Annotated in this window: 30 protein-coding genes; all 30 read left to right on the forward strand. The window is 53.8% G+C overall.

Annotated features, from left to right (window positions below):
• The first annotated feature begins 9 nt into the window (after nucleotides 1-9).
• Complete coding sequence (locus tag M467_RS25945) at nucleotides 10-855, forward strand: hypothetical protein (protein WP_021067105.1); 846 nt, start codon at nucleotides 10-12, stop codon at nucleotides 853-855.
• The gene (locus M467_RS25950) at nucleotides 852-1,121 is read left to right on the forward strand and encodes an EscU/YscU/HrcU family type III secretion system export apparatus switch protein (protein WP_021067106.1); all 270 of its coding nucleotides are present in this window, start codon (nucleotides 852-854) and stop codon (nucleotides 1,119-1,121) included. Before M467_RS25945 ends, M467_RS25950 begins: the two co-directional genes overlap by 4 nt.
• Nucleotides 1,122-1,232: 111 nt before the next feature.
• Nucleotides 1,233-2,393 (forward strand): ADP-forming succinate--CoA ligase subunit beta, encoded by a 1,161-nt coding sequence (gene sucC, locus M467_RS25955; protein WP_021067107.1) that lies wholly within the window; start codon nucleotides 1,233-1,235, stop codon nucleotides 2,391-2,393.
• 12 nt (nucleotides 2,394-2,405) lie between these two features.
• Complete coding sequence (gene sucD, locus M467_RS25960) at nucleotides 2,406-3,323, forward strand: succinate--CoA ligase subunit alpha (RefSeq protein WP_021067108.1); 918 nt, start codon at nucleotides 2,406-2,408, stop codon at nucleotides 3,321-3,323.
• 54 nt (nucleotides 3,324-3,377) lie between these two features.
• Complete coding sequence (gene dprA, locus M467_RS25965; protein WP_021067109.1) at nucleotides 3,378-4,169, forward strand: DNA-processing protein DprA; 792 nt, start codon at nucleotides 3,378-3,380, stop codon at nucleotides 4,167-4,169.
• A gap of 65 nt (nucleotides 4,170-4,234) precedes the next feature.
• Nucleotides 4,235-6,331, forward strand: a complete 2,097-nt coding sequence (gene topA, locus M467_RS25970; protein ID WP_021067110.1) for a type I DNA topoisomerase — start codon at nucleotides 4,235-4,237, stop codon at nucleotides 6,329-6,331.
• The gene (trmFO, locus tag M467_RS25975) at nucleotides 6,283-7,641 is read left to right on the forward strand and encodes an FADH(2)-oxidizing methylenetetrahydrofolate--tRNA-(uracil(54)-C(5))-methyltransferase TrmFO (protein ID WP_051627734.1); all 1,359 of its coding nucleotides are present in this window, start codon (nucleotides 6,283-6,285) and stop codon (nucleotides 7,639-7,641) included. Before topA ends, trmFO begins: the two co-directional genes overlap by 49 nt.
• Before the next feature lie 186 nt (nucleotides 7,642-7,827).
• A complete protein-coding gene (locus tag M467_RS25980; protein ID WP_021067112.1) occupies nucleotides 7,828-8,709 on the forward strand; it encodes a tyrosine-type recombinase/integrase in 882 nt (293 codons plus the stop codon).
• Nucleotides 8,710-8,720: 11 nt separating this feature from the next.
• Nucleotides 8,721-9,269 (forward strand): ATP-dependent protease subunit HslV, encoded by a 549-nt coding sequence (gene hslV / locus M467_RS25985; RefSeq protein ID WP_021067113.1) that lies wholly within the window; start codon nucleotides 8,721-8,723, stop codon nucleotides 9,267-9,269.
• Complete coding sequence (hslU, locus tag M467_RS25990; RefSeq protein ID WP_021067114.1) at nucleotides 9,266-10,636, forward strand: ATP-dependent protease ATPase subunit HslU; 1,371 nt, start codon at nucleotides 9,266-9,268, stop codon at nucleotides 10,634-10,636. Before hslV ends, hslU begins: the two co-directional genes overlap by 4 nt.
• Before the next feature lie 37 nt (nucleotides 10,637-10,673).
• A complete protein-coding gene (gene codY / locus M467_RS25995) occupies nucleotides 10,674-11,453 on the forward strand; it encodes a GTP-sensing pleiotropic transcriptional regulator CodY (RefSeq protein WP_016508279.1) in 780 nt (259 codons plus the stop codon).
• Between the two features lie 273 nt (nucleotides 11,454-11,726).
• Entirely contained in the window at nucleotides 11,727-12,095 is a 369-nt protein-coding gene (gene flgB / locus M467_RS26000; RefSeq protein ID WP_021067115.1) for a flagellar basal body rod protein FlgB, read from the forward strand.
• Between the two features lie 2 nt (nucleotides 12,096-12,097).
• Entirely contained in the window at nucleotides 12,098-12,526 is a 429-nt protein-coding gene (gene flgC, locus M467_RS26005; protein ID WP_021067116.1) for a flagellar basal body rod protein FlgC, read from the forward strand.
• A gap of 13 nt (nucleotides 12,527-12,539) precedes the next feature.
• On the forward strand, nucleotides 12,540-12,824 hold the full coding sequence (gene fliE, locus M467_RS26010; RefSeq protein WP_021067117.1) for a flagellar hook-basal body complex protein FliE: 285 nt from the start codon (nucleotides 12,540-12,542) through the stop codon (nucleotides 12,822-12,824).
• 21 nt (nucleotides 12,825-12,845) lie between these two features.
• Nucleotides 12,846-14,414: a flagellar basal-body MS-ring/collar protein FliF gene (gene fliF / locus M467_RS26015; protein WP_021067118.1), complete on the forward strand. Its 1,569-nt coding sequence runs from the start codon at nucleotides 12,846-12,848 to the stop codon at nucleotides 14,412-14,414.
• Nucleotides 14,415-14,419: 5 nt separating this feature from the next.
• The gene (gene fliG, locus M467_RS26020) at nucleotides 14,420-15,427 is read left to right on the forward strand and encodes a flagellar motor switch protein FliG (protein ID WP_021067119.1); all 1,008 of its coding nucleotides are present in this window, start codon (nucleotides 14,420-14,422) and stop codon (nucleotides 15,425-15,427) included.
• Complete coding sequence (locus M467_RS26025; RefSeq protein ID WP_031200177.1) at nucleotides 15,411-16,133, forward strand: FliH/SctL family protein; 723 nt, start codon at nucleotides 15,411-15,413, stop codon at nucleotides 16,131-16,133. The genes fliG and M467_RS26025 overlap by 17 nt, the downstream gene beginning before the upstream one ends.
• The gene (gene fliI / locus M467_RS26030) at nucleotides 16,120-17,439 is read left to right on the forward strand and encodes a flagellar protein export ATPase FliI (protein ID WP_021067121.1); all 1,320 of its coding nucleotides are present in this window, start codon (nucleotides 16,120-16,122) and stop codon (nucleotides 17,437-17,439) included. The genes M467_RS26025 and fliI overlap by 14 nt, the downstream gene beginning before the upstream one ends.
• Nucleotides 17,436-17,870 (forward strand): flagellar FliJ family protein, encoded by a 435-nt coding sequence (locus tag M467_RS26035; RefSeq protein WP_021067122.1) that lies wholly within the window; start codon nucleotides 17,436-17,438, stop codon nucleotides 17,868-17,870. The genes fliI and M467_RS26035 overlap by 4 nt, the downstream gene beginning before the upstream one ends.
• A 4-nt stretch (nucleotides 17,871-17,874) precedes the next feature.
• Nucleotides 17,875-18,435, forward strand: coding sequence for a MotE family protein (locus M467_RS26040; RefSeq protein ID WP_021067123.1), 561 nt, complete (start codon nucleotides 17,875-17,877; stop codon nucleotides 18,433-18,435).
• Between the two features lie 20 nt (nucleotides 18,436-18,455).
• On the forward strand, nucleotides 18,456-19,502 hold the full coding sequence (locus M467_RS26045) for a flagellar hook-length control protein FliK (RefSeq protein ID WP_021067124.1): 1,047 nt from the start codon (nucleotides 18,456-18,458) through the stop codon (nucleotides 19,500-19,502).
• The gene (locus M467_RS26050; RefSeq protein WP_021067125.1) at nucleotides 19,474-19,905 is read left to right on the forward strand and encodes a flagellar hook capping FlgD N-terminal domain-containing protein; all 432 of its coding nucleotides are present in this window, start codon (nucleotides 19,474-19,476) and stop codon (nucleotides 19,903-19,905) included. Before M467_RS26045 ends, M467_RS26050 begins: the two co-directional genes overlap by 29 nt.
• Nucleotides 19,906-19,916: 11 nt before the next feature.
• Nucleotides 19,917-20,708, forward strand: a complete 792-nt coding sequence (gene flgG / locus M467_RS26055; protein ID WP_021067126.1) for a flagellar basal body rod protein FlgG — start codon at nucleotides 19,917-19,919, stop codon at nucleotides 20,706-20,708.
• Complete coding sequence (locus tag M467_RS26060; RefSeq protein WP_021067127.1) at nucleotides 20,708-20,926, forward strand: flagellar FlbD family protein; 219 nt, start codon at nucleotides 20,708-20,710, stop codon at nucleotides 20,924-20,926. Before flgG ends, M467_RS26060 begins: the two co-directional genes overlap by 1 nt.
• A complete protein-coding gene (locus M467_RS26065) occupies nucleotides 20,919-21,368 on the forward strand; it encodes a flagellar basal body-associated FliL family protein (protein WP_021067128.1) in 450 nt (149 codons plus the stop codon). The genes M467_RS26060 and M467_RS26065 overlap by 8 nt, the downstream gene beginning before the upstream one ends.
• A 9-nt stretch (nucleotides 21,369-21,377) precedes the next feature.
• Nucleotides 21,378-22,367, forward strand: a complete 990-nt coding sequence (fliM, locus tag M467_RS26070) for a flagellar motor switch protein FliM (RefSeq protein ID WP_021067129.1) — start codon at nucleotides 21,378-21,380, stop codon at nucleotides 22,365-22,367.
• Nucleotides 22,364-23,479, forward strand: a complete 1,116-nt coding sequence (gene fliY / locus M467_RS26075) for a flagellar motor switch phosphatase FliY (RefSeq protein ID WP_021067130.1) — start codon at nucleotides 22,364-22,366, stop codon at nucleotides 23,477-23,479. Before fliM ends, fliY begins: the two co-directional genes overlap by 4 nt.
• Before the next feature lie 12 nt (nucleotides 23,480-23,491).
• Complete coding sequence (locus M467_RS26080) at nucleotides 23,492-23,857, forward strand: response regulator (RefSeq protein ID WP_021067131.1); 366 nt, start codon at nucleotides 23,492-23,494, stop codon at nucleotides 23,855-23,857.
• Nucleotides 23,854-24,348 carry a flagellar biosynthetic protein FliO gene (locus M467_RS26085; RefSeq protein ID WP_021067132.1) on the forward strand — a complete coding sequence of 165 codons (495 nt, stop codon included), beginning with the start codon at nucleotides 23,854-23,856 and terminating at the stop codon, nucleotides 24,346-24,348. Before M467_RS26080 ends, M467_RS26085 begins: the two co-directional genes overlap by 4 nt.
• Nucleotides 24,345-25,010, forward strand: coding sequence for a flagellar type III secretion system pore protein FliP (gene fliP, locus M467_RS26090; protein WP_021067133.1), 666 nt, complete (start codon nucleotides 24,345-24,347; stop codon nucleotides 25,008-25,010). The genes M467_RS26085 and fliP overlap by 4 nt, the downstream gene beginning before the upstream one ends.
• Nucleotides 25,011-25,019: the final 9 nt, after the last annotated feature.

Raw genomic sequence — 25,019 nt, forward strand, 5'->3', positions numbered from 1 at the left:
GGGGAAACGATGCGCATCGATCACCAAGGCGTCCTGCCGTTCAAGGTCACCGAACAAAATTCACGGCAACTGCTCGTCGGCAATACGGTCGTCGGCCGGGTGCTCCAACTGTTGCCGGGAGGCGAGGCGGTCATGCAGCTGCCGCAAGGCATGTTCCGGGTCGGGGTGAACGCCGACGTCAAAGAGAACGTGACGTACAAGATGGTCGTCACCGAGCTCGAACCGAAACTCGTCTTGAAGGTCGTGCCGCAACAAATCGAGGCGCAGCAGGCCCAACGGTCACCGCTCGCCCAGCTCGGCAGCGAGCTCGGGCGCCTGGCTCGCCAACCACTCGCTACGCCCGAGCCGCTCCAGGCGCAAGGCCGGCAACTGCTCGAGAGCGGGGCCGGGGCTGACGTGAAGCAACTCGTCGGCGAGCTGTTCAAAGCGAAAGGCGACCCGAAGTTCGAACAGTTCGTCCGGGCCCAGGAGACGTTCAACGCCGTTCAGGCCCCGCCGTTCGTCGTTCAAGCATTTCACATACCGCATTTAGGACCATTTGAACAAGTGCGGTTCCGTCTCGAGGCGCCGAAAGGCGAGGTCATCGACTCCGACCACGCCCGTATCGTTCTATTCCTCGAGACCCCGAAGTATGGAGAGACGGGCATCGATTTGCTCGTCCAGAAGCGGCACGTGTCGGTTAAAGTGTTCAACGAGCAACATGACTTGAGTCCGTTCGTCAACGCCTACGAGCCGTTGCTCGGTCGGGCACTCGAAGCGAGCGGCTATGAGCTGTCCCGCTTTTCGTTCGAAGCAAAGCGGGAAACGGTGCCGGACACGTTCGCCCCACTCGGAAAGGTGGACCAACGCGTATGACCGATCGCAAACAAGCCATCGCCTTGTCCTATGAGCAATCGATGGAGTCACCGCGCGTCGTCGCCAAAGGGGGCGGACTCGTCGCCGAGCGCATGCTCGCGCTCGCGCAAGCGAACGGTGTGCCGATTCATGAGGACCCGGCCTTACTGTCACTCTTGTCCGCGCTACAGATTGAAGAGCAGATTCCAGACGACCTGTACCAGGTCATCGCCGAGCTTTTCGTGTTTCTTTATCAGATGGAACAAGGAAAAATCGAGGATGTCTAGGGGTAGATGTGAAAAAAAGATGAAAACTTAAAGCAAGAACGATAGACAGCGCTTTCAGTTTTTCGTTACAATAGACGTGCCGATATTAAAGGGGACTAAGGGGGAAACGAAATGAATATCCATGAGTATCAGGCGAAAGAATTGCTTCGAGCGTTTGGAGTGGCCGTACCTACGGGCTATCCAGCGTTCACGGTTGAAGAAGCAGTCTCAGCCGCCGCCAAGTTAGACGGTGAACTAAAAGTTGTCAAAGCTCAGATTCACGCAGGAGGCCGCGGTAAAGCCGGCGGTGTCAAACTTGCGAAGTCAGATGAAGAAGTCAAACAGTACGCGTCAGAGATTCTCGGCAAGACGCTCGTCACGCATCAGACTGGACCAGAAGGAAAAGTCGTGCAACGCCTTTACATTGAAGAAGGCTCTGCCATTGACCAAGAATTTTACTTAGGACTTGTGCTTGACCGTTCGATCGGCCGAATTGTCATCATGGGTTCATCAGAAGGCGGTATGGACATCGAGGAAGTCGCTGAACATACACCTGAAAAGATTCATAAAGAAGTCGTCGACCCAGTCGTCGGACTCCGTCCGTTCCAAGCACGCCGTCTCGCGTTCAAGATGGAAGTGCCGACCAAACTCGTCAACAAATTCAGCGACATGGTCATGAAATTGTATAAAGTGTACGTCGAGACAGATTGCACGATCGCGGAAATCAACCCGCTCGTCACGACGAAAGACGGCAACGTCATCGCACTCGATGCGAAGCTCAACTTCGACAGCAACGCGCTTTATCGTCATAAAGACATCGTCGACCTTCGCGACACGACAGAAGAAGATCCGCGTGAAGTCGAGGCGTCAAAACACGATCTTAGCTATATCGCGCTCGACGGCAACATCGGTTGCCTCGTTAACGGGGCTGGCTTGGCCATGGCGACGATGGATATCATCAAGCATTACGGCGCCGAACCCGCTAACTTCCTCGATGTAGGCGGCGGTGCAACGAAAGAAAAAGTAACGGAAGCGTTCAAATTGATTTTGTCAGACGACCAAGTCAAAGGAATCTTCGTTAACATCTTTGGTGGCATCATGAAGTGTGACATCATTGCTGAAGGTATCGTCGCGGCGACGAAAGAAATCGGTCTCGATTTGCCACTCGTCGTCCGGTTAGAAGGCACGAACGTGGATGCGGGACGACGCATTCTCGATGAATCTGGACTTGCGATCACTTCGGCGAGCTCGATGGCTGACGGTGCAGAAAAAATCGCGGCACTCGTTCGATAAGGGGGAAACGACATGAGTATTTGGGCGAATCAAGATACAAAAGTGATCATTCAAGGGATCACGGGGAAACAAGGTCTGTTCCACGGCGAACAGATGCTGGCATATAACACGAAATTGGTCGGAGGGGTGACACCTGGTAAAGGTGGCACGACCGTCCTTGACGGCGTACCGGTCTTCAACACCGTATCCGAAGCAGTCGAAGCGACTGGCGCGAACGCGTCAATCATCTACGTGCCACCTGCGTTCGCAGCCGATTCGATTATGGAAGCGGCCGATAGCGGCATCGAGTTGATCATCTGTATCACAGAAGGTATCCCGGTCATCGACATGATTCAAGTGAAGCGTTACCTCGAGGACAAACCAGCCCGTCTCATCGGACCGAACTGCCCGGGGATCATCACGCCAGGGGAAGCGAAACTTGGCATCATGCCAGGCTATATCCACACGAAAGGCCACGTCGGCATCGTCTCGCGCTCAGGGACGCTCACATACGAAGCGGTCCATCAGTTGACGACTGCCGGAATCGGACAATCGACAGCTGTCGGGATCGGTGGAGACCCGGTCAACGGAACGAACTTCATCGACACGCTCCAAGCGTTCAATGAAGACGAGGATACGAAAGCGGTCATCATGATCGGTGAAATCGGTGGAACGGCTGAAGAAGAAGCTGCTGAATGGGTGAAAGCGAACATGACGAAACCGGTCATCGGTTTCATCGGTGGACAAACAGCCCCTGAAGGCAAGCGGATGGGCCATGCCGGCGCCATCATCTCAGGCGGAAAAGGTACAGCTGCTGAGAAAATTAAGACGTTGAACGCCAACGGGATTGAAGTCGCCGAGACGCCTGCCGTCATCGGAGAGACGCTCATCCGGGTGTTGAAACAACAAGGTTTGTATGAAGCTTGCGTGACGGGTCAACCGACAACGTAAACCATTCGGAATGAGGGATGCGCGGCATCCCTCATTTTTTTAGAGGTGATTGTGATGAATCAAACAATCGCTCGATTCGCAGCCGAACGGTTGCCGGTCGAGTTCGTCCATCATTACTTGTCGCACGCGCATATGAACATGCAGCAGTTCCATCCGAGCGTCCGAAGCAAAGCAGAACGGGCGCTTCGTTCCACGGTCACGTACGACCGTTTTTTGACGTGGGAGGATGAATTGTTCCCGTCCGCGCTGCTCCATATCCCGAATCCGCCATATTGTTTGTTTTATCGAGGTGATTTAGAGGTACTACATCAACAAACGACCGCATTGGTCGGAAGCCGTGAATTGAATCGTATCAGCCGACGACTCGTCGAACATTTCCGTCCTTTAATAGAAGAAACTGTCTCCGTCTCGGGTGGGGCGCTCGGCATCGACGGTCTCGTCCATGAGCTGTCGCTCGATCATGACCGGCCGACCATCGCCATCCTCGGAGCGGGCTTTTCGCACTTGTATCCACAGGTCCATTCGCCCTTGTTCGAGCGGATTTCGCGACACGGGTTACTCCTCACGGAATACACACCGGAAACACCTGTCAAAAAATTTCAATTTTTAGAACGAAATCGTCTCGTCAGCGGACTTGCCGATCGTCTCGTCGTCATCCAGGCTCGTCAAAAGAGCGGGACGATGAACACGGTCGGACATGCCCTCGAGCAAGGAAAGACGGTATTCGCGGTGCCTGGAAGCCCGCTCGATCCGCTCGCGGCTGGTCCGAATCAATTGATTGAAGACGGGGCGATTCCATTGACGACTGCCGATCAAATTCTAACATGTTCAAGGATTGGACGTTGACAAACCATCGACAACATGAATATTATGGTAGGGATTTAAATGACCTCTAAAAGGGGAGCAGATGTATGGCAAAATACTTGGTGATCGTCGAATCACCCGCGAAAGCGAAAACAATTAAACGTTATTTAGGATCGAATTACACGGTCAAGGCATCTATGGGTCACGTCATCGATTTACCGAAGAGTCAACTCGGTGTCGACGTGGAACATGACTTCGAACCGAAGTACATCACGATCCGTGGCAAAGGCCCAGTTTTGAAAGAATTGAAGACGGCAGCCAAAAAAGCGACGAAAATCTTTCTCGCGGCTGACCCGGATCGCGAAGGGGAAGCGATTGCTTGGCATTTAGCACGTGCCCTCGGTGTCGACGAAACGACGGAATGTCGCGTCGTCTTTAACGAGATCACGAAAGATGCGATTAAAGAGTCGTTCAAACACCCGCGTAAAATCAACCATGACCTCGTCGACGCCCAGCAGGCGCGTCGAATTTTGGACCGTCTCGTCGGATACGGGATGAGCCCATTACTATGGAAGAAAGTCAAAAAAGGATTATCGGCCGGACGCGTTCAATCCGTGGCCGTTAAAATGATTATCGACCGGGAGCGGGAGATCAATGCCTTCGACCCAGAAGAGTATTGGACCATCAAACTCACCCTCAACCATGAAGGCGAATCGTTCGAGACTTCGTTTTATGGTAAAGACGGGAAAAAAATGGAGCTCAAGAGCGAGGCAGATGCCGACGCGGTGCTCAAAGCGATTGACGACTCATTCAAAGTCATCGACGTCACGAAGAAAGAGCGGAAGCGCAACGCGTCGCTCCCGTTCACGACGAGCTCGCTCCAGCAAGATGCGGCTCGTAAATTGAACTTCCGTGCCAAGAAGACGATGATGCTCGCGCAACAGCTATACGAAGGGATCGACCTCGGGAAGAAAGAAGGCACCGTCGGTTTGATCACGTATATGCGTACCGACTCGACGCGTATCTCAGATTTGGCGAAAGCGGAAGCGAAAGAGTATATCGAATCCACATTCGGAGAAGAGTACGTCGCGTTGCAGAAGCAAAAAGAGAAGAAAGCCGCGAACGCCCAGGACGCCCACGAAGCGATTCGTCCGACTTCGGCGTTACGCGACCCGGCCTCGGTGAAAGCGTACTTGTCGCGTGACCAGCTCCGCTTGTACAAGTTGATTTGGGAGCGCCTCGTCGCGAGCCAAATGGCGCCGGCCATCCTCGACACGGTGAAAATCGACGTCGAGTCGAACGGCATGATTTTCCGTGCCAACGGGTCGACCGTCAAATTCCCTGGATTCATGAAAGTGTATATCGAATCGAAAGATGAAGATATCGAAGACACGAACCCGGAGAAAGAAGGGTTGCTCCCACCGCTCGAAGTGGATGACCTCGTCAAGTTCGAGACAATCGAACCGAAGCAGCACTTCACACAGCCGCCGCCACGTTACAGTGAGGCGCGTCTCGTTCGGGCGATGGAAGAACTCGGAATCGGTCGTCCGTCGACGTATGCACCGACGCTCGATACGATTCAAAAACGCGGATATGTCGTCCTTGAAGAGAAGAAGTTCGTCCCGACAGAACTTGGCGAACTCGTCATCGAGATGATCGATGAGTACTTCAACGACTTTATCACCGTCCAGTTCACGGCCGACATGGAGACGCTCCTCGACTCGATTGAGAACGAGGAAGTCGAATGGACGGAAGTCGTCGCTCCAATCTATCGCAGTTTCGAGAAACGTCTGAAACGAGCCGAGTCAGAGATTGAGAAAATCGAAGTGAAAGATGAACCGGCCGGTATCGACTGCGAAGTGTGCGGTTCGCCGATGGTCATCAAGATGGGCCGTTACGGGAAATTCATGGCATGCTCGAACTTCCCGAACTGTACGAACACGAAACCGGTACAAGTCGAAATCGGCGTCCCGTGTCCGAGCTGCAAAGACGGACAAGTCGTCGAACGACGCAGTAAGAAGGGTCGTTTGTTCTACGGTTGCTCGAACTATCCAGACTGTGAGTTCGTCTCATGGGACAAGCCGGTCGCGAAACCGTGTCCGGAATGTGGTAAGATGATGGTCGAGAAAAAAATTAAAGACGGTGTGAAATATCAATGTACGAACTGTACCCATGCCGAGGTACATCAGTTAGAGGAGGATTAACTTTGCAGCAACGTGTAACTGTGATTGGAGCGGGCCTCGCCGGCTCCGAGGCGGCTTGGCAACTCGCGAAACGCGGAATTCAAGTCGATTTGTATGAAATGAGACCGGTCCGAAAAACTCCGGCACACCATACGGACCAATTCGCTGAACTGGTCTGCTCGAACTCGCTTCGAGCGAACGGGCTACAAAACGCGGTCGGCGTCTTGAAAGAAGAGATGCGCACGCTCGACTCGCTCATCTTGAAAGCGGCCGACACGGCAAGTGTACCGGCCGGCGGCGCTCTCGCCGTCGACCGTCATGACTTCGCCGGATTCGTGACGGACACGTTGAAGAACCATCCGAACGTGACCGTGCACAACGAAGAGATCACGGCGATTCCGGACGGGATCGTCATCATGGCGACCGGTCCGCTCACGTCACCGGACCTCTCGGCTTCGCTCAAAGCGTTCACAGGTGAAGATTACCTTTACTTCTACGACGCCGCGGCGCCGATTTTGGACGGCGAGACGATCGACCGGGACAAGGTCTACTTGAAATCACGTTACGACAAAGGTGAGGCGGCGTACCTCAACTGTCCGATGACGGAAGAAGAGTTCGACTTGTTCTACGACGAGCTCGTCAAAGCAGAGGTCGTCCCGCTCAAAGAGTTCGAGAAAGAGATTTACTTCGAAGGCTGCATGCCATTTGAAGTTCTCGCCCAACGCGGCAAGAAGACGCTCTTGTTCGGACCGATGAAACCCGTCGGCCTCGAAGACCCGAAGACGGGCAAACGTCCGCACGCGGTCGTGCAGTTACGGCAAGATAACTCGGCCGGCACGCTGTTCAACTTGGTCGGTTTTCAAACCCACCTCAAATGGGGGGAACAGAAACGAATCCTTCAACTCATCCCGGGTCTCGAGAACGCGGAAATCGTGCGCTACGGTGTCATGCACCGGAACACGTTCATCAACTCACCGAGCCTGTTAAAACCGACGTATCAGGCGCGGACACGCGACACGTTGTTCTTCGCCGGGCAGATGACCGGTGTGGAAGGGTACGTCGAATCGGCGGCGTCAGGACTTCTCGCTGGGATTAACGCAGCGAAACTGATTGCCGGTGAAGACCTCGTCGTCTTGCCACGCGAGACGATGCTCGGTTCGATGGCGCACTATATCACGACGACGGACGGCAAGCACTTCCAACCGATGAACGCAAACTTCGGTCTCGTGCCGTCGCTCGAGGATGCACCGCAGAAGATGAAGAAACAAGAACGGTACGAACGTTACGCGAACCGTGCCCTTGAAACGATTCAGCAATATAAAGAGATTTAAGGGAAAGGAGCCATTTTTTGGCTCCTTTTTTGTGAATTTAAATTTCAATTGTGTAATTTGTACAACACTTTGAAAATTTTCAGATTATTGAGGGGCTATCTATTGTCACCTCTGACGGGGTATGCTATGCTAATTTCGATTTGACGAGAACATGCGTTTTTAAGTTGAAAACGAGGGGGCGAGAGAATGGGATTCGGTGACGATCAACAGTCATTTTTGCGCTATTGCCAAGTCGAACGCCGGCTGTCTCCTCACACGAAACGCTCTTACGAGCAGACGCTCGACCAGTACGCCGCTTATTGCCAATCGACACATCAAGATCCGTATGATGTGCAGTCGGCGCGGCGTTATTTATATGCCCTTTATGAGACCGACAGCGCCACGACGACGGTCGCCCAAAAAGTATCGTGCCTCAAGCAATTCGGGAAATTTGTGGCACGTGAGACGGGTGTCGAGCCTCTGTTCCACGGACTAACGTCTCCGAAACGGCGCAAGACGCTGCCGACGTTCGCCGTGCCTAGCGAAGTCGAACAGCTCATCGCGACCGCGGACGGACAAGATGATCCGTTCCTGCGGGCCCGTGACGTCGCCATCGTCGAGATGTTGTACGGGACGGGCATGCGCGTCGCCGAGTTGTGCGGGATGGACGTGTCGTCCTACGATGCCGACCTCGCCTTCGTGCATGTCGTCGGGAAAGGGAAGAAAGAACGCTACATCCCAATCGGACAGTTCGCCATCGCGGCGCTCGATCGTTACCTCGACGTGCGCCAAACATGCGCTTCCCCCCAAGAAACGGCATTATTCCTCAGTCAAAAAGGGAATCGAGTGACAACAGACCAAATTCGCTACGTCATGAAGCGTCTGAGGAAGCAAGGCGGCCTGCATAAGCCGTTGACGCCTCACTCGCTCCGTCATAGTTTTGCGACGGACCTGCTCGAGCGCGGGGCTGACCTCCGTGCCGTCCAAGAGTTGCTCGGTCACGAGTCACTCTCGACGACGGGTCGTTACACTCACGTCTCGACGGAGCGCTTGCGAGCGGTCTATCAAGCCACACATCCGAGAAAGTAGGAGGTCATCAGATGTTTCACGCAACCACGATTTTCGCAGTCCGCCACAACGGGCATGGTGCCATGAGCGGGGATGGACAAGTCACGTTCGGAAACGCCGTCATCATGAAAAACAAGGCCAAAAAAGTACGACGTCTCTACGGCGGTAAAGTCGTCGCCGGGTTCGCCGGAAGCGTGGCCGACGCATTCACGCTCTTCGAGAAGTTTGAATCGAAGCTAGAGATGTACAACGGGAACTTGCCGCGTGCGGCCGTCGAGCTGGCCAAAGAGTGGCGCGGGGATAAGATGCTCCGTCAACTCGAAGCGCTCTTGATCGTCATGGACCGTGAGCACCTACTGCTCGTGTCTGGGAACGGCGAAGTGATCGAACCGGATGATGGCATTTTAGCGATCGGTTCGGGCGGGAACTATGCGCTCGCTGCCGGGCGCGCCCTCGTACGCCATTCGCCTGAGAAATCAGCGGAAGACATAGCCCGCGCCGCTCTCGAGATTGCCGGAGAGTTGTGCGTCTATACAAACGACCAAGTCATCGTAGAAACGATCGGAGGCGATTCTGAATGAAACGTGAACTGACACCACGCCAAATCGTAGCGGAACTAGACCGCTTCGTCATCGGACAAAAGGATGCCAAGCGCGCCGTCGCGATCGCACTCCGCAACCGTTATCGTCGCCAAAAATTGAGTGCCGACCTGCGTGATGAAGTGACACCGAAGAACATCTTGATGATCGGCCCGACCGGTGTCGGGAAGACGGAAATCGCACGCCGCTTGGCCAAACTCGTCGGCGCGCCGTTCGTCAAAGTCGAGGCTACCAAATTCACTGAAGTCGGCTACGTCGGCCGCGATGTCGAATCGATGGTCCGTGACCTTGTCGAGGCGTCGGTCCGTCTCGTGAAGGAAGAGAAGAAAGAAGGCGTGAAAGAGCAAGCGGAAGTCGCTGCGACAGAACGCATCCTTGACGCTTTGCAAGGCAAGGCCAAAGTCGAACCGACCGCATCGAACCCGTTCGAGGCGTTGTTCGGCGGCCAAGCCCAAAAGACCGAGGAGCCGGCGAACACGCAGTCGTCCGACCGCGCACAGTTGCGTCGCTTGCTCGAGCTCGGTGAACTCGAAGAACGATTAATCGAGGTCAATCTCGAAGAAAAGCAGACCGTCGACTTGTTCCAAGGACAAGGCATGGAAGGTTTATCGAACTTGCAGGACATGCTCGGTCAAATCGTGCCGAAGAAACGGAAGAAACGCAAGTTGCCGGTCCGCGAAGCACGTCCGCTCATCGTCGCCGAGGAAGCGGAGAGTTTGCTCGATATGAACGAAGTTCATGACGAGGCCGTGCGCCGTAGTGAGCAGATGGGTATCATCTTCGTCGATGAGATCGACAAGATTGCGACGAAGTCGCAAGATCATGCCGGCGTCTCACGAGAGGGCGTCCAACGTGACATCTTGCCAATCGTCGAAGGATCGACCGTCGTCACGAAGTATGGACCGGTCAAGACGGACCACGTGCTCTTTATCGCCGCCGGAGCATTCCATATGGCGAAGCCGTCCGACTTGATTCCTGAGCTACAAGGACGTTTCCCGATTCGCGTTGAACTGAGCAGCCTGACCGAAGAGGACTTCGTCAAGATTTTGACGGAGCCGTCCCAGGCGCTCATCAAGCAGTACACGGCACTCCTCGAGTCGGAGGAGATCAGCGTCGAGTTCACGCATCCAGCCATCGAAGAGATTGCGCGCATCGCGACGCACGTCAACCGAGAGACGGATGACATCGGGGCCCGCCGTCTGTATACGATTATGGAGCGCGTCCTCGAGGACTTGTCGTTCGAGGCGGCCGACATGCCGCAAACGCATGTTCAAATCACACCGGCCTATGTGAAAGAGAAAGTCGGCTCGATTGCGGAAGATCGAGACCTTAGCCAATTTATACTATAAGATTCTGTATGCACATACAGGGAGGAAAATAAGAATTATGAACTTACTAGACAAAACACGCCAATTGAACACGATGCTTCAACAAGAGGCAAGCGCGCACGTAGACTTTAAAGAAATGGCGGATAAGATGCGCGAAGTACTCGAAGCAAACACGTTCATCGTCAGTCGTCGGGGCCGTTTGCTCGGCTTTGCCATTAAACAACAAATCGAGAACGAACGCATGAAGGCGTTCTTGGTCGACCGTCAATTCCCGGAGCCATACGCCTCAAACTTGTTCAACGTCAAAGAGACGACGGAAAATATCGGCATCGACAGTGAGTATACGGCGTTCCCGGTCGAGAACCGTGAGTTGTTCCTCGACTCGATGACGACGATTGTTCCAATCATCGGTGGCGGCGAGCGTCTCGGTACACTCGTGCTCGGTCGGCTCAACAACGAGTTCACGGAAGATGACCTCGTCTTGGCCGAATATAGCGCGACCGTCGTAGGGATGGAGATTCTTCGTGAGAAAGCGGCCGAAGCGGAGGCGTCAGCCCGTAAAAAAGCGGTCGTCCAAATGGCGATCAACTCGCTCTCGTATTCTGAGCTTGAAGCGATCGAGCACATCTTCGAAGAGCTTGGTGGCAACGAAGGTTTACTAGTTGCTTCCAAAATTGCCGACCGTGTGGGAATCACTCGTTCGGTCATCGTTAACGCACTCCGTAAATTGGAAAGTGCGGGTGTCATCGAGTCACGTTCTCTCGGTATGAAAGGAACGTATATTAAGATACTGAATGACAACTTCTTGTTCGAATTACAAAAGTTGAAATCGAATTGAAATAAACTAGATTCAACTGACGAATACTAGAAAGTCTATCGAATTAGGACTTTAGACTTACAAAGTCGCTCCCGACGTAATGGGAGCGACTTTTTTTAGTGCAAAAGTAATTATTTTCAGAATTCGTCGTAAATTCGACAAAAACAGAAGACAGCATTTACCTGTTTTAATAAAAATATCTTTCAACACTGTTACAGATTTGTTTCAATGAAATAGTGGATTTTCCAAATAAGGTATATACATGCATTCTTTTAGTGAAAGCGAGTGAAACGCATGAACTGGATCGGTAGCGACTATCAATTAATGAAGCAAGCAATCAATCATTCGGTCGTAAATCAAAAAGTCATCAGCCATAACCTATCGAATATCGATACCCCGAACTTCCGGGCGAAGCAGGCCGTGTTTGAACAGACGCTGAACAACGAGATGCGTCTCAAGCTGGCAGGCGGTCGTCCGAGTGAGCGCTCGGCGACGACGATCACGGACCGGGCCGGAGGCGCGATGCGAAGTGACGGCAATAACGTTGATCTCGATTACGAGATGAGCGAGTTGGCACGGAACCAGCTTCAATACGAAGCGATGATGGAACAGTTGAACCGCCGGCTCGGCGGACTCAAAACCGTCATTAGAGGAGGACGTTGACGATGGGCATGTTTGATAGTTTTCATATCTCGGCGACGGCACTGACGTCGCAGCGGTTACGGATGGACACGGTGTCCGCGAACATCGCGAACGCCCAGACGACACGCGGCAAGTTAGTCGACGGGGAGTGGCAACCGTACACGCGAAAGATGACCGTGATGCAGGAAGCACCGTTTCGCCAACAGCTGTCCGCTGTCAGCGGCGGGGTCGAAGTCTCACAGATTGTGGAAGATGAGAGCCCGTACAAGCTCGTCTATGACCCGAGCCATCCTGATTCGGATGACCGGGGCTATGTCCAGATGCCAAACGTCGACTTGTTGAAAGAAATGGTCGATTTGATGGGAGCGACACGGTCGTACGAGGCGAACATCGCCGCGATGAACGCCACGAAGGCGATGCTCGTCAAAGCGATGGAAATTGGTAAAGGATAAGGAGTGATCGAGGATGCAGATTAACCCCATTCAATTGATTGGCACACAACCCACAGTCGCGCCGGCTGTGAAAGAGACGCCATCCCAGTTCGGAACGTATTTGAACGAGGCGATGCGCTCATTAAATGACGTCCAACAAGCGACGAGCTCGGCCCGAGCCGATCTCGCCGTCGGCAAAGCCGATTTACATCAAGTCATGATTCAAAGCGAAGAGTCATCGATTGCGATGCAGCTCGCCATAGAGGTGCGGAACAAAGCGGTCGAGGCCTATCAAGAAATGATGCGAATGCAAGTTTAAAGTAGAGGATGACGAGTAGCGATGAATGAAAAGTTAAAAGAACGATTCGGTTCACTGACCGGTTCGCTTCAAACGATGAAAACGAACCGAAAAATCATTTGGGGTCTCGTCATCGTCGGCGTGATTCTTGTCGCGGTGCTCTTGACCGTCTGGCTGTCGCGCCCGAACATGGCCCCGCTCTATACGAACCTGTCCGCTCAAGAAGCGGGCGAGGTGACGGAACAGTTGACGGCCGACGGAGTAAAGGCTGAGATTAAAGCGACTTCGAACGGTGTCAGTGTATACGTACCGAGTGAGCAAGTCGACCAACTGAAAGTCAGTCTGGCGGCAGCAGGCATCCCGAAGTCGGGTGCGATCGATTATAGCTTCTTTAGCGAGAACGCTGGCTTCGGAACGACGGACCGTGAGATGGCCGTCATCGAGCGGAGCGCGATGCAGACCGAGCTCGAACGGTTGATCACGCAAATCGAAGGGATCAACCAGGCGAAAGTCATCATCTCGATTCCAGAAAAATCGGTCTTCTTGGCCGAAGATCAAGGTGAACCGACGGCCTCCATCGTCTTAAATTTAGGAGCTGGTACGAATCTCGAGCCGGCGACGGTGAAAGGGCTCTATCATTTAATCAGTAAGAGCGTACCGAACTTGAAACCTGAAAACATATCGGTCATGGACCAATATTTCACGTATTACGATTTAGACCAGACGACGACGGCCGGTGGATCATCGACCGACCCGCTCGTCTTGAAACGCCAAGTCGAAAAAGATGTCCGTCAACAGATTCAACAAATGTTGTCGGTGTTGCTCGGCGAACGAAGCGTGCTCGTCTCGGTCACGGCCGATATCGACACGACGCAAGCGGCTGAAGAGCAAAACCTCGTGACACCTGTCAATGAGGACAGCATGGAAGGCATCGTCACTTCGGCCGAGCGGATTGCTGAAGCGTATACAGGCGGAACCGGCGCAGCAACTGCTGCCGGGACGGCCGAGAACGATACGGTCAATTTCCCGGCCGCCACGGGCACCGGGGAAGAAGAGAGCGAAAAGAATCATGAAATCATCAATTATGAAGTCAACCGAATCACGAAACAGATTCAGAACGCACCGTACTCGATTCGTGACCTCGGCGTCCAATTGATCGTCGAACCACCGAACGGGGCGACGACAATCGACCCTCAACTCGAGGGTGACCTCGAGACGATGATGTACTCGATTATCCGGACGTCACTCGCCAAGACCGGAGAGGCACTCACTGAGGCGGAACTTGAACAGAAAGTCGTTGTCGTCTCACGTCCGTTCGCAGAAACGGAAGAAGCGGCCGTGGTCGAACAACCGACCCAATGGTGGATGTATGCCGCCGCAGCCGGTGCCGTCGTCTTGCTCGCGCTCTTGTTCTTCGCGATGCGCAAGCGCAACCGCGAACCAGTCGCCGAGTCGAACGAGTGGGAAGTCCCATATGAAGACGAAGTGCCGGACCTCGACCTCGAAGAACGGGGCGAAGGGGCCGTCAAGAAGAAACAGTTGGAGAAATTGGCAGAGAGCAACCCTGAAGAGTTCGCCAAACTTCTCCGTACATGGATGTCTGAGGAGTGAGTACTGTGAATTACGCCAAACAACCGAACCGAGAAAAAGCGGCCATGCTCATGATCTCGCTTGGACCTGAAGTGGCAGCGAGCGTCTACAAGCATCTGTCCGAAGAAGAGATGGAGCAATTGACGCTACAAATTTCGGCGTTGAAAAAAGTATCATCCGAACAAAAAGAAGCCATCATGGGTGAGTTCCACGAGCTCGCCATGGCGCAGAGCTATATCACGCAAGGGGGCATCGGATTCGCGAAAACGGTGCTCGAGAAAGCGGTCGGAGAAGAGAAAGCGATGGCTCTCATCCATCGGCTCACCTCGACGCTTCAAGTCCGACCGTTCGAGTTCGCCCGCAAGGCCGACCCGAAACAGCTGTTGAACTTTATCCAAAACGAGCATCCGCAAACGATCGCCTTGATTTTGGCGCATCTCGAACCGGTCAAGTCAGGACAAATTTTGTCTGAGCTCCCGCCTGAGATTCAGTCGGAAGTAGCCAAGCGGATCGCGACGATGGACCGACTCAACCCGGACGTGATTCATGAGATTGAACAGATTCTCGAGAAGAACTTGTCCCAAACGGATATGCAAGATTATGCCCAGTCTGGTGGCATCGAGGCGGTCGTCGAAGTGCTCAACGGCGTCGACCGTACGACCGAGCGCACGATTCTCGATGCGCTTGAAATCGAAGACCCGGAATTGGCCGAAGAAATCAAAAAACGGATGTTCGTCTTCGAGGATATCGTTACACTCGATTCGCGGGCGATTCAGCGGATTATCCGCGAAGTGGCGAACGACGATCTCTTGCTCGCCCTCAAAGTCTCGTCCGACGAAGTCAAACAGATCATCTTCAAAAACATGTCGCAACGAATGGTCGAAACGTTCAAAGAAGACATGGAATTCATGGGGCCTGTCCGGTTGCGTGACGTCGAAGAGGCACAAAGCCGTATCGTCGGCATCATCCGTCGCCTAGAAGACGTCGGAGAAATCGTGATTAGCCGCGGTGGAGGAGATGACATCGTTGTCTAACGTAATCAAACGCCATTATGCCACACCACTTGAGCCGCAACGGATTGATTCAAAGCCGTTCCTCGAGCCGGTGAGTATGCTACACCACGATGAAGAGCGGGAGCGGTTGGCTCAAACGCGTGCGCAGCTAGACGAGCAAGCAGCCACACTCGAAGCGCGCCGCACGGCGATGGAACAAGAACTCGCCGACTTACGGAAAGAAGTGCTCGTGTCGGCTAGACAAGAAGGCTACGACGCAGGCTTTGAGCAAGGAAGACGGGACGGCAAGGCCGAGTATGAGGAATTGACGACCCGCTTAAACACGGTCAGCGTCGAACTCGAGCAGTTGTTTGACACGAAATGGCGGGACGCCGAGCAACAGCTCGTCGCCCTCGCCGTCGAGGTCAGCGCTCGCGTGACGACAGAACTCGTCCGAAACGATGAGGCGTTGTTCGCCGATCGTGTCCGTGAACAGTTGCTCCGTCAACTCGATGCGGAATCATTGACGGTGTACGTCCATCCAACGCGACTCGCCTCGATTCAACGCTTTGAAGCGGACTGGGTCATCCCAGACGGCCCGGGCATCAAATACCGGGCGGATGCAGGCTTGGATGAGACGAGCGTAAGGATTGAGACCCCGCATCACGGGGATGAGCTCGATTTGAGCTATAGCTTTGATCGCGTACGTTCCAAAATCGAGGAGGTCCTGGCCGATGGCGCTTATTGACCGCGTGCTCGAGTCGATTGTGTCCTCGCCCGATGACGAGTACGTCCGAAAAGTCGGACGCGTCTGTCGGGTCGTCGGTCTGATGATCGAGTCGAATGGACCGAGTGCTTTTATCGGAGAACGTTGTTTGATCGAGCTACCATCCGGTCAACACGTCGAAGCCGAAGTTGTCGGATTCAATGAGGCACGCGTCCTCCTCATGCCTTACGGCGAAACGACCCAAATCGCACCGGGATGTATGGTCAAAGGGACAGGCCGTATGCTTCAAGTGCCGGTCGGCGACGAGTTGATTGGCCAAGTGCTCGACGGTCTCGGCCGTCCTTTGTCCGGTGAGGGTGCAATGCCTGGCGCACGTTACGACGTGCTTCGTAAGCCGCCGAACCCGCTTGAGCGGCCCCGCATTTTAGACGTCCTCTCGACAGGCGTTCGCGTCATCGACGGTCTCTTGACGGTCGGGAAAGGACAGCGGGTCGGATTGTTCGCAGGTTCCGGCGTCGGGAAGTCGACATTGCTCGGCATGATCGCCAAACGATCATCGGCCGACATCAACGTCATCGCCTTAATCGGAGAGCGTGGCCGAGAAGTGAAAGAGTTCATCGAGAAAGAACTCGGACCAGAAGGGATGGCCCGCTCGGTCGTCATCGTGGCGACGAGCGACCAACCTCCGCTCGTGCGGTTGAAAGGAGCTTATACGGCGACAGCCATCGCCGAATACTTCCGCGACCAAGGCAAAGAAGTCGTCCTCATGATGGATTCGGTGACCCGGTTCGCCATGGCGCAACGGGAAATCGGACTCGCCACAGGGGAACCACCGACGTCTAAAGGGTATACGCCTTCCGTCTTCGCGATGTTGCCGCAACTGTTAGAACGAAGCGGGACCGCCGTGACAGGATCGATTACGGCGTTCTATACCGTCCTCGTCGACGGGGACGATATGAACGAGCCGATTGCGGATGCGGTGCGCGGGATTTTAGACGGACACTTCGTCATGGACCGCTCGCTCGCGAACCGTGGGCAGTTCCCGGCGATACACGTCTTGAAGTCGATCAGCCGCGTCATGAACCAAATTGCCACGCCGATGCATCGGGAGGTCGCGCAGACGTTCCGGGGGTGGCTGGCCACGTATTTGGATGCCGAAGACTTAATCAATATAGGTGCTTATAAAAAAGGGACGAACCCGGCCATCGATACCGCCATCGAGCAGTATCCGAACTTGTTGACGTTTTTAAAGCAATCCATCGAAGAAGAGGCCCCGCTCGAGGAATCGTTAGAGCGCCTGGCCCAAATCGTGCGAGGTGAACGATGAACAGATTATTGTTAGAGCGCATCATGCCGATCGCAGAACACGAGAAAGAAGAGTCGGCGACGGAGATGAGACAACATAAAGCGCGGTTCGAGACAGAGATGGAGACGCTGTATCGGCTCGTGTTGACGTACGAGTCGCTCATGAAGAGTCAAGACGAACAAGCTGGCGTCATTGATTTGCTCATGTCGCAATACCGTGAACAGACACGCGAACGGTTGAAACGCCAAATCGAGACACAACAACTCGTCGTCCAGCAGGCGCGTAACCGCTACCATTTGTCGCAGGAACGTCTGCTCGGAAAAGTCGTCGAGGAAAAGAAATATGTAACGTTGCATGAAAAAGTCAGTCAAGATGAAGTGGCCGCGACAAAGCTCATCGAACAGCATTTCATCGATGAGTTGGCAGTGATTCATCACGGGAAAGGGAAGTAAACCGATGGAAAAAGACAACACGAAGCGAGGCAGACAGCTATTGGTCGCGCTCGTTCTCGTCCCGGCCATCTTTCTACTCGTTGGAGGGATTGTCGTCATGAACTATGCGATGGACCGTCCGTTGTTATCGGTCCCGTTTCTAGAGACCGGTTCAAAACAAGAGCCGGAAGAAAAAGTGAAGACGAACGTGAACGTGACCGGTGTGGATACTGATGCCGCGAATCGCTTGAAAGTGGCGAATGCCGAGATTGAGAAGCTTCGGGCCGATAACGCCGAGTTGACGAACGAAGTGAAGGCTAGACAAGAAGAAGTCTCGAAGTTGATTCAGGAACGTGACCGACTCGTCGCGGAGTTGGCGACGGCCAGTGCGGTCGAAGAAGAAACCTCGGACGTGTCTCGTGTCTATGAGGAGATGTCAGCGAAACAAGCCGCTGCCATCATGAACGAACTCGAGAGTCCGCAAGTGGCGAACCTATTGAAGGAATTGTCGCCGAAGCAACAAGCCGACATATTGGGACGGATGGATGCCCAACAGGCCGCCGTCGTCACCCAGTTGCTCCAGTGACTGGAAAGGAGGACATGATGATGAATATCGCCTTACTGGCCCAATCGATGCAAGGGGCACCACAAAAAGGCGGGGACGCGAGTGCGACCCCGACCGGACAGTTTTTAGAATTGCTCTCGGCCATGCTCGGAACGACGCCGACCTCGTCGCCTGAAGCTATGGCTGTTCCGGAAGACGAAGCATCGCTCCCGCTCGAGAACGTATCGAATCGGTTAGAGCAGTGGCTGCAACAGCCGGATAGCCTGCAATGGTTGAAGTCATTGCCGGCCGATGCGTATCGCAAGTTCATGGATGCCTATATCGGAATTTTGAATCAAGTCGCCCCGGAACCTGCAACGGCCAAGGCCCCGGACGCAATCCCTGCACTGATCACAAGCCAAGCGGCAGCGCCGACGCTCTCGTTTACGCTCACGAAGAAAGAGACGGACACACTCGTCCAAACGGTGCCGGTCGATCAAGTAGAGGAGAACGTGCGCATCATCCAGCAAGTCGTTGCGCAGTTTAAAGGGACGCTCGGACAGACCCCAAAACCTTTACCCGGTGTGACACAAACTGAAACGCAACCCGCACAGATGCAACAGCCGATCAAAGAAACCGACTGGATGCCGAAAAGCATGACGTGGTCGAAACCGAATATCGATTCTGAGATGGTGATGTACGCCTCGAAAGGCTCATTATCTGAAAACATGCAGGCCCGCATCGAAGCGGCCTTGCACCGGGCACCGTTCAAGAGCGGGGCCGATGGGTCGAAAGTGTTCACGGTCCGTCTTTATCCGGAACAGTTAGGGGAACTCGTCGTCAAACTCGAACGGCAGAACGGAGAACTCGTCGTCAAGCTGTTTGCGAGTAACCAAGAGGCGAAGCAGTTATTGCAATCACAACTAGGACAGTTGCAACAGACGCTCCAGCCCGCGAACCCGAACGTCCGCGTCGAGGTCAACTTGACCCAACAAGCGCTAGAGACGAAAAACTCGAGCTTCAATGAGTTCGACCAACCTGAACCGGAACACCATGAACAACCGAAAGGAGACCCTGACGATGACGACAATCCAGCCGAAGACGAATGACTATACGCTACCGGATCAATCGATGCCGAAAGCGACGAACCAATACGATCAAAGCATGTTCTTGAAACTGTTGCTCGCCCAACTCGCCAACCAAGACCCGATGTCACCGATGGAAGACCGTGAGTTCATCTCTCAGATGGCTCAGTTCTCTTCTCTCGAACAGATGCAGACGATTTCGAAACAACTCGATTCCGCGCTCGTCGATCGACAAATGGCCTCGATTTCGGAGTTCAGCAATATGATCGGGCAAACGGTCGCTTATACAAACGAAACGGAAACCGAGACGATTAAAGGCTCGGGACGTGTTCTCTCGATTTCGAAGACCGAAGCCGGCTATGTGGCCGACCTTGAAGACGGAACGTCCGTCAACGTGTACAACATCACTTCCATCAAACAAGCATAGGAGGATTCATCATGTTAAGAGCAATGTACTCAGGAATCAGTGGTTTAAAGAACTTCCAATCGAAGCTTGACGTCGTCGGGAACAACATCGCCAACGTCAACACGTTCGGCTATAAAAAGGGCCGGGTCACGTTCAAAGACCTCGTTAGTCAGCAAGTTGGTAGTGCGACAGCGGCAAACGGTGTCAGCGGCGGGGTCAACCCGAAAGAAGTCGGTCTCGGGGGTACGATGGCGACTGTCGATAACGTCTATAACCAAGGCGCCATGCAAAACTCAGGGAGAGCGCTTGATGTCGGGATCTCAGGAGAAGGATTCTTCGCCTTGGACGTGAACGGTCAAACACAATACACGCGGGCCGGTAACTTCTACACGGATAACACAGGAGACCTCGTCAACGGAGACGGTGCGTACGTCCTCAGCATGACAGGAGACCGAATTAACATCCCTGCCGGTGCGAAGTCGCTCTCAATCGGGAAAGACGGACAAGTCAGCTACGTCGATAACGCCGGAGCTTCGACAGTCGTCGGCCAAATCCAAGTCGTCACGTTCGCCAACAACGCCGGATTGTCAAAAGTCGGCGCGAACAACTTCATTCAATCGCAAAACTCAGGTGAGCCGAACATTGGTATCCCTGGACAAGATGGACGTGGCGAACTCGTCTCGGGTGCCCTCGAGATGTCGAACGTCGACTTGTCGGAAGAGTTCACAGAAATGATTGTCGCGCAGCGTGGTTTTCAAGCGAACACACGAATCATCACAACATCGGACGAGATTCTCCAAGAACTCGTCAACTTGAAACGCTGATGATTCGCGTCACGACGCTCCGGGGTGAAGAACTTGTGCTGAATGCCTTGTTCATCGAGACGGTCAAAGCCGAGCCCGATACGATCATTCACTTGTATAACGGAAAGACGTATATCGTCCGCGAGACGAAACAACAAATCATCGACCGGACGACGGCGTTCTATGCCTCGGTCGGTCTGGTTGGAACGATAGGCATACGAGGTGAAGAAGATGAGTGAAGAAAAACAAAAAGGCGGCGCCATGAAGATGGTGCTCATCCTGCTAGTCGTCCTGCTCGTCATGGGCGGGGCCGGATTCATGACTTATAAATACTTGTTCGGGGACAACGTGACGGCGAAGACGAAACCTGTCACCGCCGAAGAATTGGCCGAACGCAGCTTCACGACGGACGATATGACGACGAACATCCAAGATGAGCGTTTCATCAACGTCCAGTTCACAATCGTGACGGATGCTGCGGAGACGAAAGAAGATCTCGAACTTCGAAAGTTCCAAGTGCATAACGTCATCCTCGGCGATTTGGCCGGCATGACGAAAGCGAAGCTCACGACGAAAGAAGACATGCAGAAGTTTGAGCAGTCGCTCCGCAAACAATTAAACGGACTGTTGGAGTCAGGCGAGGTCCAACGAGTCTACATGACGAAGAAAATCATACAGTGAGGTGGCATCATGGGAGAAGTCTTATCTCAACAAGAAATTGATGCCTTGCTATCGGCGTTAAGCAGTGGCGACGTCGAAGCCGACTCCTTTTTGGCCCAGGAAGAAGAGCGGAAAGTCCGGCAGTATGACTTTAAACGGGCGGTCCGCTTCTCGAAAGACCAAATCCGAAGCTTGACCCGGATTCATGAGCATTTCACACGGATGCTGACCACGTTCTTCTCGGCCCAGCTCCGGACGTACGTCCAGTTCACGGTCAACTCGGTCGAACAGCTTCCTTATGACGAATTCATTCATTCCATTCCGAGCATGACGATGATCAACTTGATTGAAGCGCCGCCGCTCAACGGCCGTTTCATCATCGAAGTGAATCCGAACATCTCGTACGCGATGCTCGATCGCCTACTCGGCGGTCCCGGGGTCGAGATTGAAAAAGTCGAGAGCTTCACGGAAATCGAGATGCGCATCTTGACGCAATTATATAAACGAGCGTTTGCAGGATACGGAGACGCCTGGGAATCGATTGCCGAGATCAAGTCAGAGATGACAGCGGTCGAGGTCAATCCCCAGTTCCTCCAACTCGTCTCGCCAAACGAGACGGTCGTCCTCGTCTCAATCGGTGTCACCATCGGCGAAGTGAGCGGGACAATCAACGTCTGCTTACCGTTCGTGACGATTGAGCCGGTGTTATCGAAACTGTCGAGTCATTACTGGATGCAAGAGGCCAATCGCCGCAATGCGAGCGGGAACAGCAAAGAACCGCTCAAAGCCCAGTTGATGAACTCGTCGGTCGAGGTCGTGTCCCTGCTCGGGGAGACGACGATCACGTTCGGTGACTTGTTGCATTTAGAGGTCGGGGACTGTTTGACCCTCGATCAATTGGTGAAAGACCCGTTATCGATCATGGTAGGGGAAAATAAAGTGTTCAGAGGGCAAGTCGGTGTGAGCGGGAAGCGGATGGCGGTCCAAGTGCTCCACCGGGTGAAGGAGGAAGAGCAATGAGTGAGATGTTGTCACAAGATGAAATAGACGCGTTATTGCGCGGGACGAGCGAGTCGTCAAAACCGGAGGCGAATCCTGAAGAACATCTTGATTCGATGGAAAGCGACGCCTTAGGGGAAATCGGAAATATCTCGTTCGGTAACTCGGCGACGGCGCTATCGACGTTACTGCAACAAAAAGTAGAAATCACGACTCCAATCGTCAGTGAGGTCACAATCGATGCGCTCCGTGAGCGTTATCCGACGCCGCACGTGGCACTTCGAGTCGGCTATACAGAAGGCTTGAAAGGCGAGAACGTGCTCGTATTGACACGGGAAGACGCCGCCATCATCTCAGACTTGATGCTCGGTGGAACAGGGATTGGCGTCGATCCGGAAGGACTCGATGAAATTCGTCTTTCAGCCGTCCAAGAGGCGATGAACCAAATGATGGGTGCGGCAGCGACATCATTGTCGACCGTATTCTCGAAAAAGATTGATATTTCACCACCGCTCGTCGAAGTGTTCGATGCGACGAAGAACCAGACGATTATCGACCGCCTCGAGCTTTGGGAGACGATGGTCTTAATCGAGTTCAACTTGAAGGTCGGTACGTTAATCGATTCGAAAATCGTTCAAATTGCCCCGGTCCAGTTCGGGAAACAACTTGTCAACGAACTGATGGCCGCCACATCGCCAGCCCCTGTCGCACCAGCTCCGGCAGCTGCCCCGGTCGCGCCGAAGCAGGAAGCGCCGAAGGCACCGGCTCCCGCCGCCCAACAACCGGTTCGTCCGGCAGCGAAGTCGGTACCGGAAGTCGCGGTCAGCCAGGCCGAGTTCATGCCGCTCCACGCACCGGCGACGAACGACTCGATTCCAGCGAATCTGGGATTGTTGTATGACGTGCCGCTCAACGTGACGGTCGAACTCGGACGGACGAAACGTTCGGTCCGAGAAGTGCTTGAGCTGTCACAAGGTTCGATTATCGAACTCGATAAGTTGGCCGGTGAGCCGGTCGATATTTATGTGAACCAACAACGGATCGCCCGGGGCGAAGTCGTCGTCATCGAAGAGAACTTCGGCGTCCGTGTAACAGAAATTATCCAACCGCACGAGCGGATTGGCATCGTTTAAGGAGGAAGAACAATGAGTGCAAAAATTTTAGTGGTAGATGATGCGGCGTTCATGCGTATGATGATTAAGGATATCTTGACAAAGAATGGATTTGAAGTCGTCGGAGAAGCGGAGAACGGTGTCGATGCAGTCGCGAAATATCGTGAGCTCATGCCCGATCTCGTCACGCTCGACATCACGATGCCAGAAATGGACGGCTTGGCAGCCTTGAAGGAAATCCGCGGGTTCGATTCGAACGCGAAAGTAATCATGTGTTCGGCGATGGGACAACAAGCGATGGTCATCGATGCGATTCAAGCAGGAGCAAAAGACTTTATCGTCAAACCGTTCAACGCTGAACGCGTCGTCGAGGCAGTCTCAAAAACGGTCGCACAATGAACAAGTGGTGGTTGATTATCCTTCTCGTGGCTGGGTTATTCGTCCCGGCCACGGTCGAGGCCGCCACCGTCGACCAACAGTTCGAACAGCAACAACCAGACACGAAAGAGGAACCGGTCACATCGGCCGTCTCATCGGTCGGCACGGCCATCAAGCTCATCTTGAGCCTGGTCGTCGTCATCGGTGGGTTCCTCGTCCTCGTGCGATGGTTGAACGCACGGACACAAGGCGTGAAGTCGGCTCAGCATTTGACCCATCTCGGTGGTGTCCCGCTCGGCAAAGACCGTTCGGTGCAACTCGTCAAGCTCGGTGAACAAGTGTACGTGCTCGGTGTCGGCGACTCAATTCAATTGCTCGACCGGATTGATGCCGAAGCGATGGACGAGGCGGCGCTCGATGCCCCGACCTTGAACCAGTCGAACTCGTCGGCTTTCCTCGACACGTTTAAACAACAGTTGGCCCAGATTGAAGAAGTGAGGAAGAAACGATGACGACGATTGAACAATTAATCAACTTGGAGACGCCAGACAGTACATCGACCTCGATCAAATTGTTGGTCGTGCTCACCTTGCTCACGCTCGCGCCATCGTTTTTAATCTTGATGACTTGTTTCACACGAGTCGTCGTCGTGCTTTCGTTCATCCGCCCGGCACTCGGGACGCAGCAGACGCCACCGAACCAGCTGATTATCGGGCTCGCCCTGTTCATCACGTTGTTCGTCATGTCGCCTGTACTATCGGAGTTGAATGATCAGGCGTTGTCGCCATATATGGACGACGAAATCAGCCAAGACGAGGCGTTCGAAGAGGCGGGGAATACGATGAAGCGGTTCATGGCCCAATATACGCGCCAAGAGGATTTGCAATTATTTATTAAATATGGGAACTATGAGCAACCTGAGTCGGTCGAAGATGTCCCGCTGCTCGCGATGGTCCCGGCCTATGCGATTAGCGAGTTAAAAACGGCGTTCCAAATCGGGTTCATGATCTTCTTGCCATTTTTGATTATCGATATGGTCGTGGCGAGTGTCCTCATGTCAATGGGGATGATGATGCTTCCGCCGGTCATGATCGCATTGCCGTTCAAATTGTTACTGTTTGTGTTGGTGGATGGATGGCACTTGATTGTGGAGTCCTTGCTTAGAAGTATGTAGGAGGAACGA

Origin of the sequence: Exiguobacterium chiriqhucha RW-2 (assembly GCF_000416965.1) — a bacterium.
GTDB classification, from domain to species: domain Bacteria; phylum Bacillota; class Bacilli; order Exiguobacteriales; family Exiguobacteriaceae; genus Exiguobacterium; species Exiguobacterium chiriqhucha.

Bases quoted from the DNA above. Each gene is read 5' to 3' on its own strand.
- M467_RS25945 (WP_021067105.1), top strand. From the start codon at position 10: ATGCGCATCGATCACCAAGGCGTCCTGCCGTTCAAGGTCACCGAACAA.
- M467_RS25950 (WP_021067106.1), top strand. From the start codon at position 852: ATGACCGATCGCAAACAAGCCATCGCCTTGTCCTATGAGCAATCGATG.
- sucC (WP_021067107.1), top strand. From the start codon at position 1,233: ATGAATATCCATGAGTATCAGGCGAAAGAATTGCTTCGAGCGTTTGGA.
- sucD (WP_021067108.1), top strand. From the start codon at position 2,406: ATGAGTATTTGGGCGAATCAAGATACAAAAGTGATCATTCAAGGGATC.
- dprA (WP_021067109.1), top strand. From the start codon at position 3,378: ATGAATCAAACAATCGCTCGATTCGCAGCCGAACGGTTGCCGGTCGAG.
- topA (WP_021067110.1), top strand. From the start codon at position 4,235: ATGGCAAAATACTTGGTGATCGTCGAATCACCCGCGAAAGCGAAAACA.
- trmFO (WP_051627734.1), top strand. From the start codon at position 6,283: ATGTACGAACTGTACCCATGCCGAGGTACATCAGTTAGAGGAGGATTA.
- M467_RS25980 (WP_021067112.1), top strand. From the start codon at position 7,828: ATGGGATTCGGTGACGATCAACAGTCATTTTTGCGCTATTGCCAAGTC.
- hslV (WP_021067113.1), top strand. From the start codon at position 8,721: ATGTTTCACGCAACCACGATTTTCGCAGTCCGCCACAACGGGCATGGT.
- hslU (WP_021067114.1), top strand. From the start codon at position 9,266: ATGAAACGTGAACTGACACCACGCCAAATCGTAGCGGAACTAGACCGC.
- codY (WP_016508279.1), top strand. From the start codon at position 10,674: ATGAACTTACTAGACAAAACACGCCAATTGAACACGATGCTTCAACAA.
- flgB (WP_021067115.1), top strand. From the start codon at position 11,727: ATGAACTGGATCGGTAGCGACTATCAATTAATGAAGCAAGCAATCAAT.
- flgC (WP_021067116.1), top strand. From the start codon at position 12,098: ATGGGCATGTTTGATAGTTTTCATATCTCGGCGACGGCACTGACGTCG.
- fliE (WP_021067117.1), top strand. From the start codon at position 12,540: ATGCAGATTAACCCCATTCAATTGATTGGCACACAACCCACAGTCGCG.
- fliF (WP_021067118.1), top strand. From the start codon at position 12,846: ATGAATGAAAAGTTAAAAGAACGATTCGGTTCACTGACCGGTTCGCTT.
- M467_RS26025 (WP_031200177.1), top strand. From the start codon at position 15,411: ATGACATCGTTGTCTAACGTAATCAAACGCCATTATGCCACACCACTT.
- fliI (WP_021067121.1), top strand. From the start codon at position 16,120: ATGGCGCTTATTGACCGCGTGCTCGAGTCGATTGTGTCCTCGCCCGAT.
- M467_RS26035 (WP_021067122.1), top strand. From the start codon at position 17,436: ATGAACAGATTATTGTTAGAGCGCATCATGCCGATCGCAGAACACGAG.
- M467_RS26040 (WP_021067123.1), top strand. From the start codon at position 17,875: ATGGAAAAAGACAACACGAAGCGAGGCAGACAGCTATTGGTCGCGCTC.
- M467_RS26045 (WP_021067124.1), top strand. From the start codon at position 18,456: ATGAATATCGCCTTACTGGCCCAATCGATGCAAGGGGCACCACAAAAA.
- M467_RS26050 (WP_021067125.1), top strand. From the start codon at position 19,474: ATGACGACAATCCAGCCGAAGACGAATGACTATACGCTACCGGATCAA.
- flgG (WP_021067126.1), top strand. From the start codon at position 19,917: ATGTTAAGAGCAATGTACTCAGGAATCAGTGGTTTAAAGAACTTCCAA.
- M467_RS26060 (WP_021067127.1), top strand. From the start codon at position 20,708: ATGATTCGCGTCACGACGCTCCGGGGTGAAGAACTTGTGCTGAATGCC.
- M467_RS26065 (WP_021067128.1), top strand. From the start codon at position 20,919: ATGAGTGAAGAAAAACAAAAAGGCGGCGCCATGAAGATGGTGCTCATC.
- fliM (WP_021067129.1), top strand. From the start codon at position 21,378: ATGGGAGAAGTCTTATCTCAACAAGAAATTGATGCCTTGCTATCGGCG.
- fliY (WP_021067130.1), top strand. From the start codon at position 22,364: ATGAGTGAGATGTTGTCACAAGATGAAATAGACGCGTTATTGCGCGGG.
- M467_RS26080 (WP_021067131.1), top strand. From the start codon at position 23,492: ATGAGTGCAAAAATTTTAGTGGTAGATGATGCGGCGTTCATGCGTATG.
- M467_RS26085 (WP_021067132.1), top strand. From the start codon at position 23,854: ATGAACAAGTGGTGGTTGATTATCCTTCTCGTGGCTGGGTTATTCGTC.
- fliP (WP_021067133.1), top strand. From the start codon at position 24,345: ATGACGACGATTGAACAATTAATCAACTTGGAGACGCCAGACAGTACA.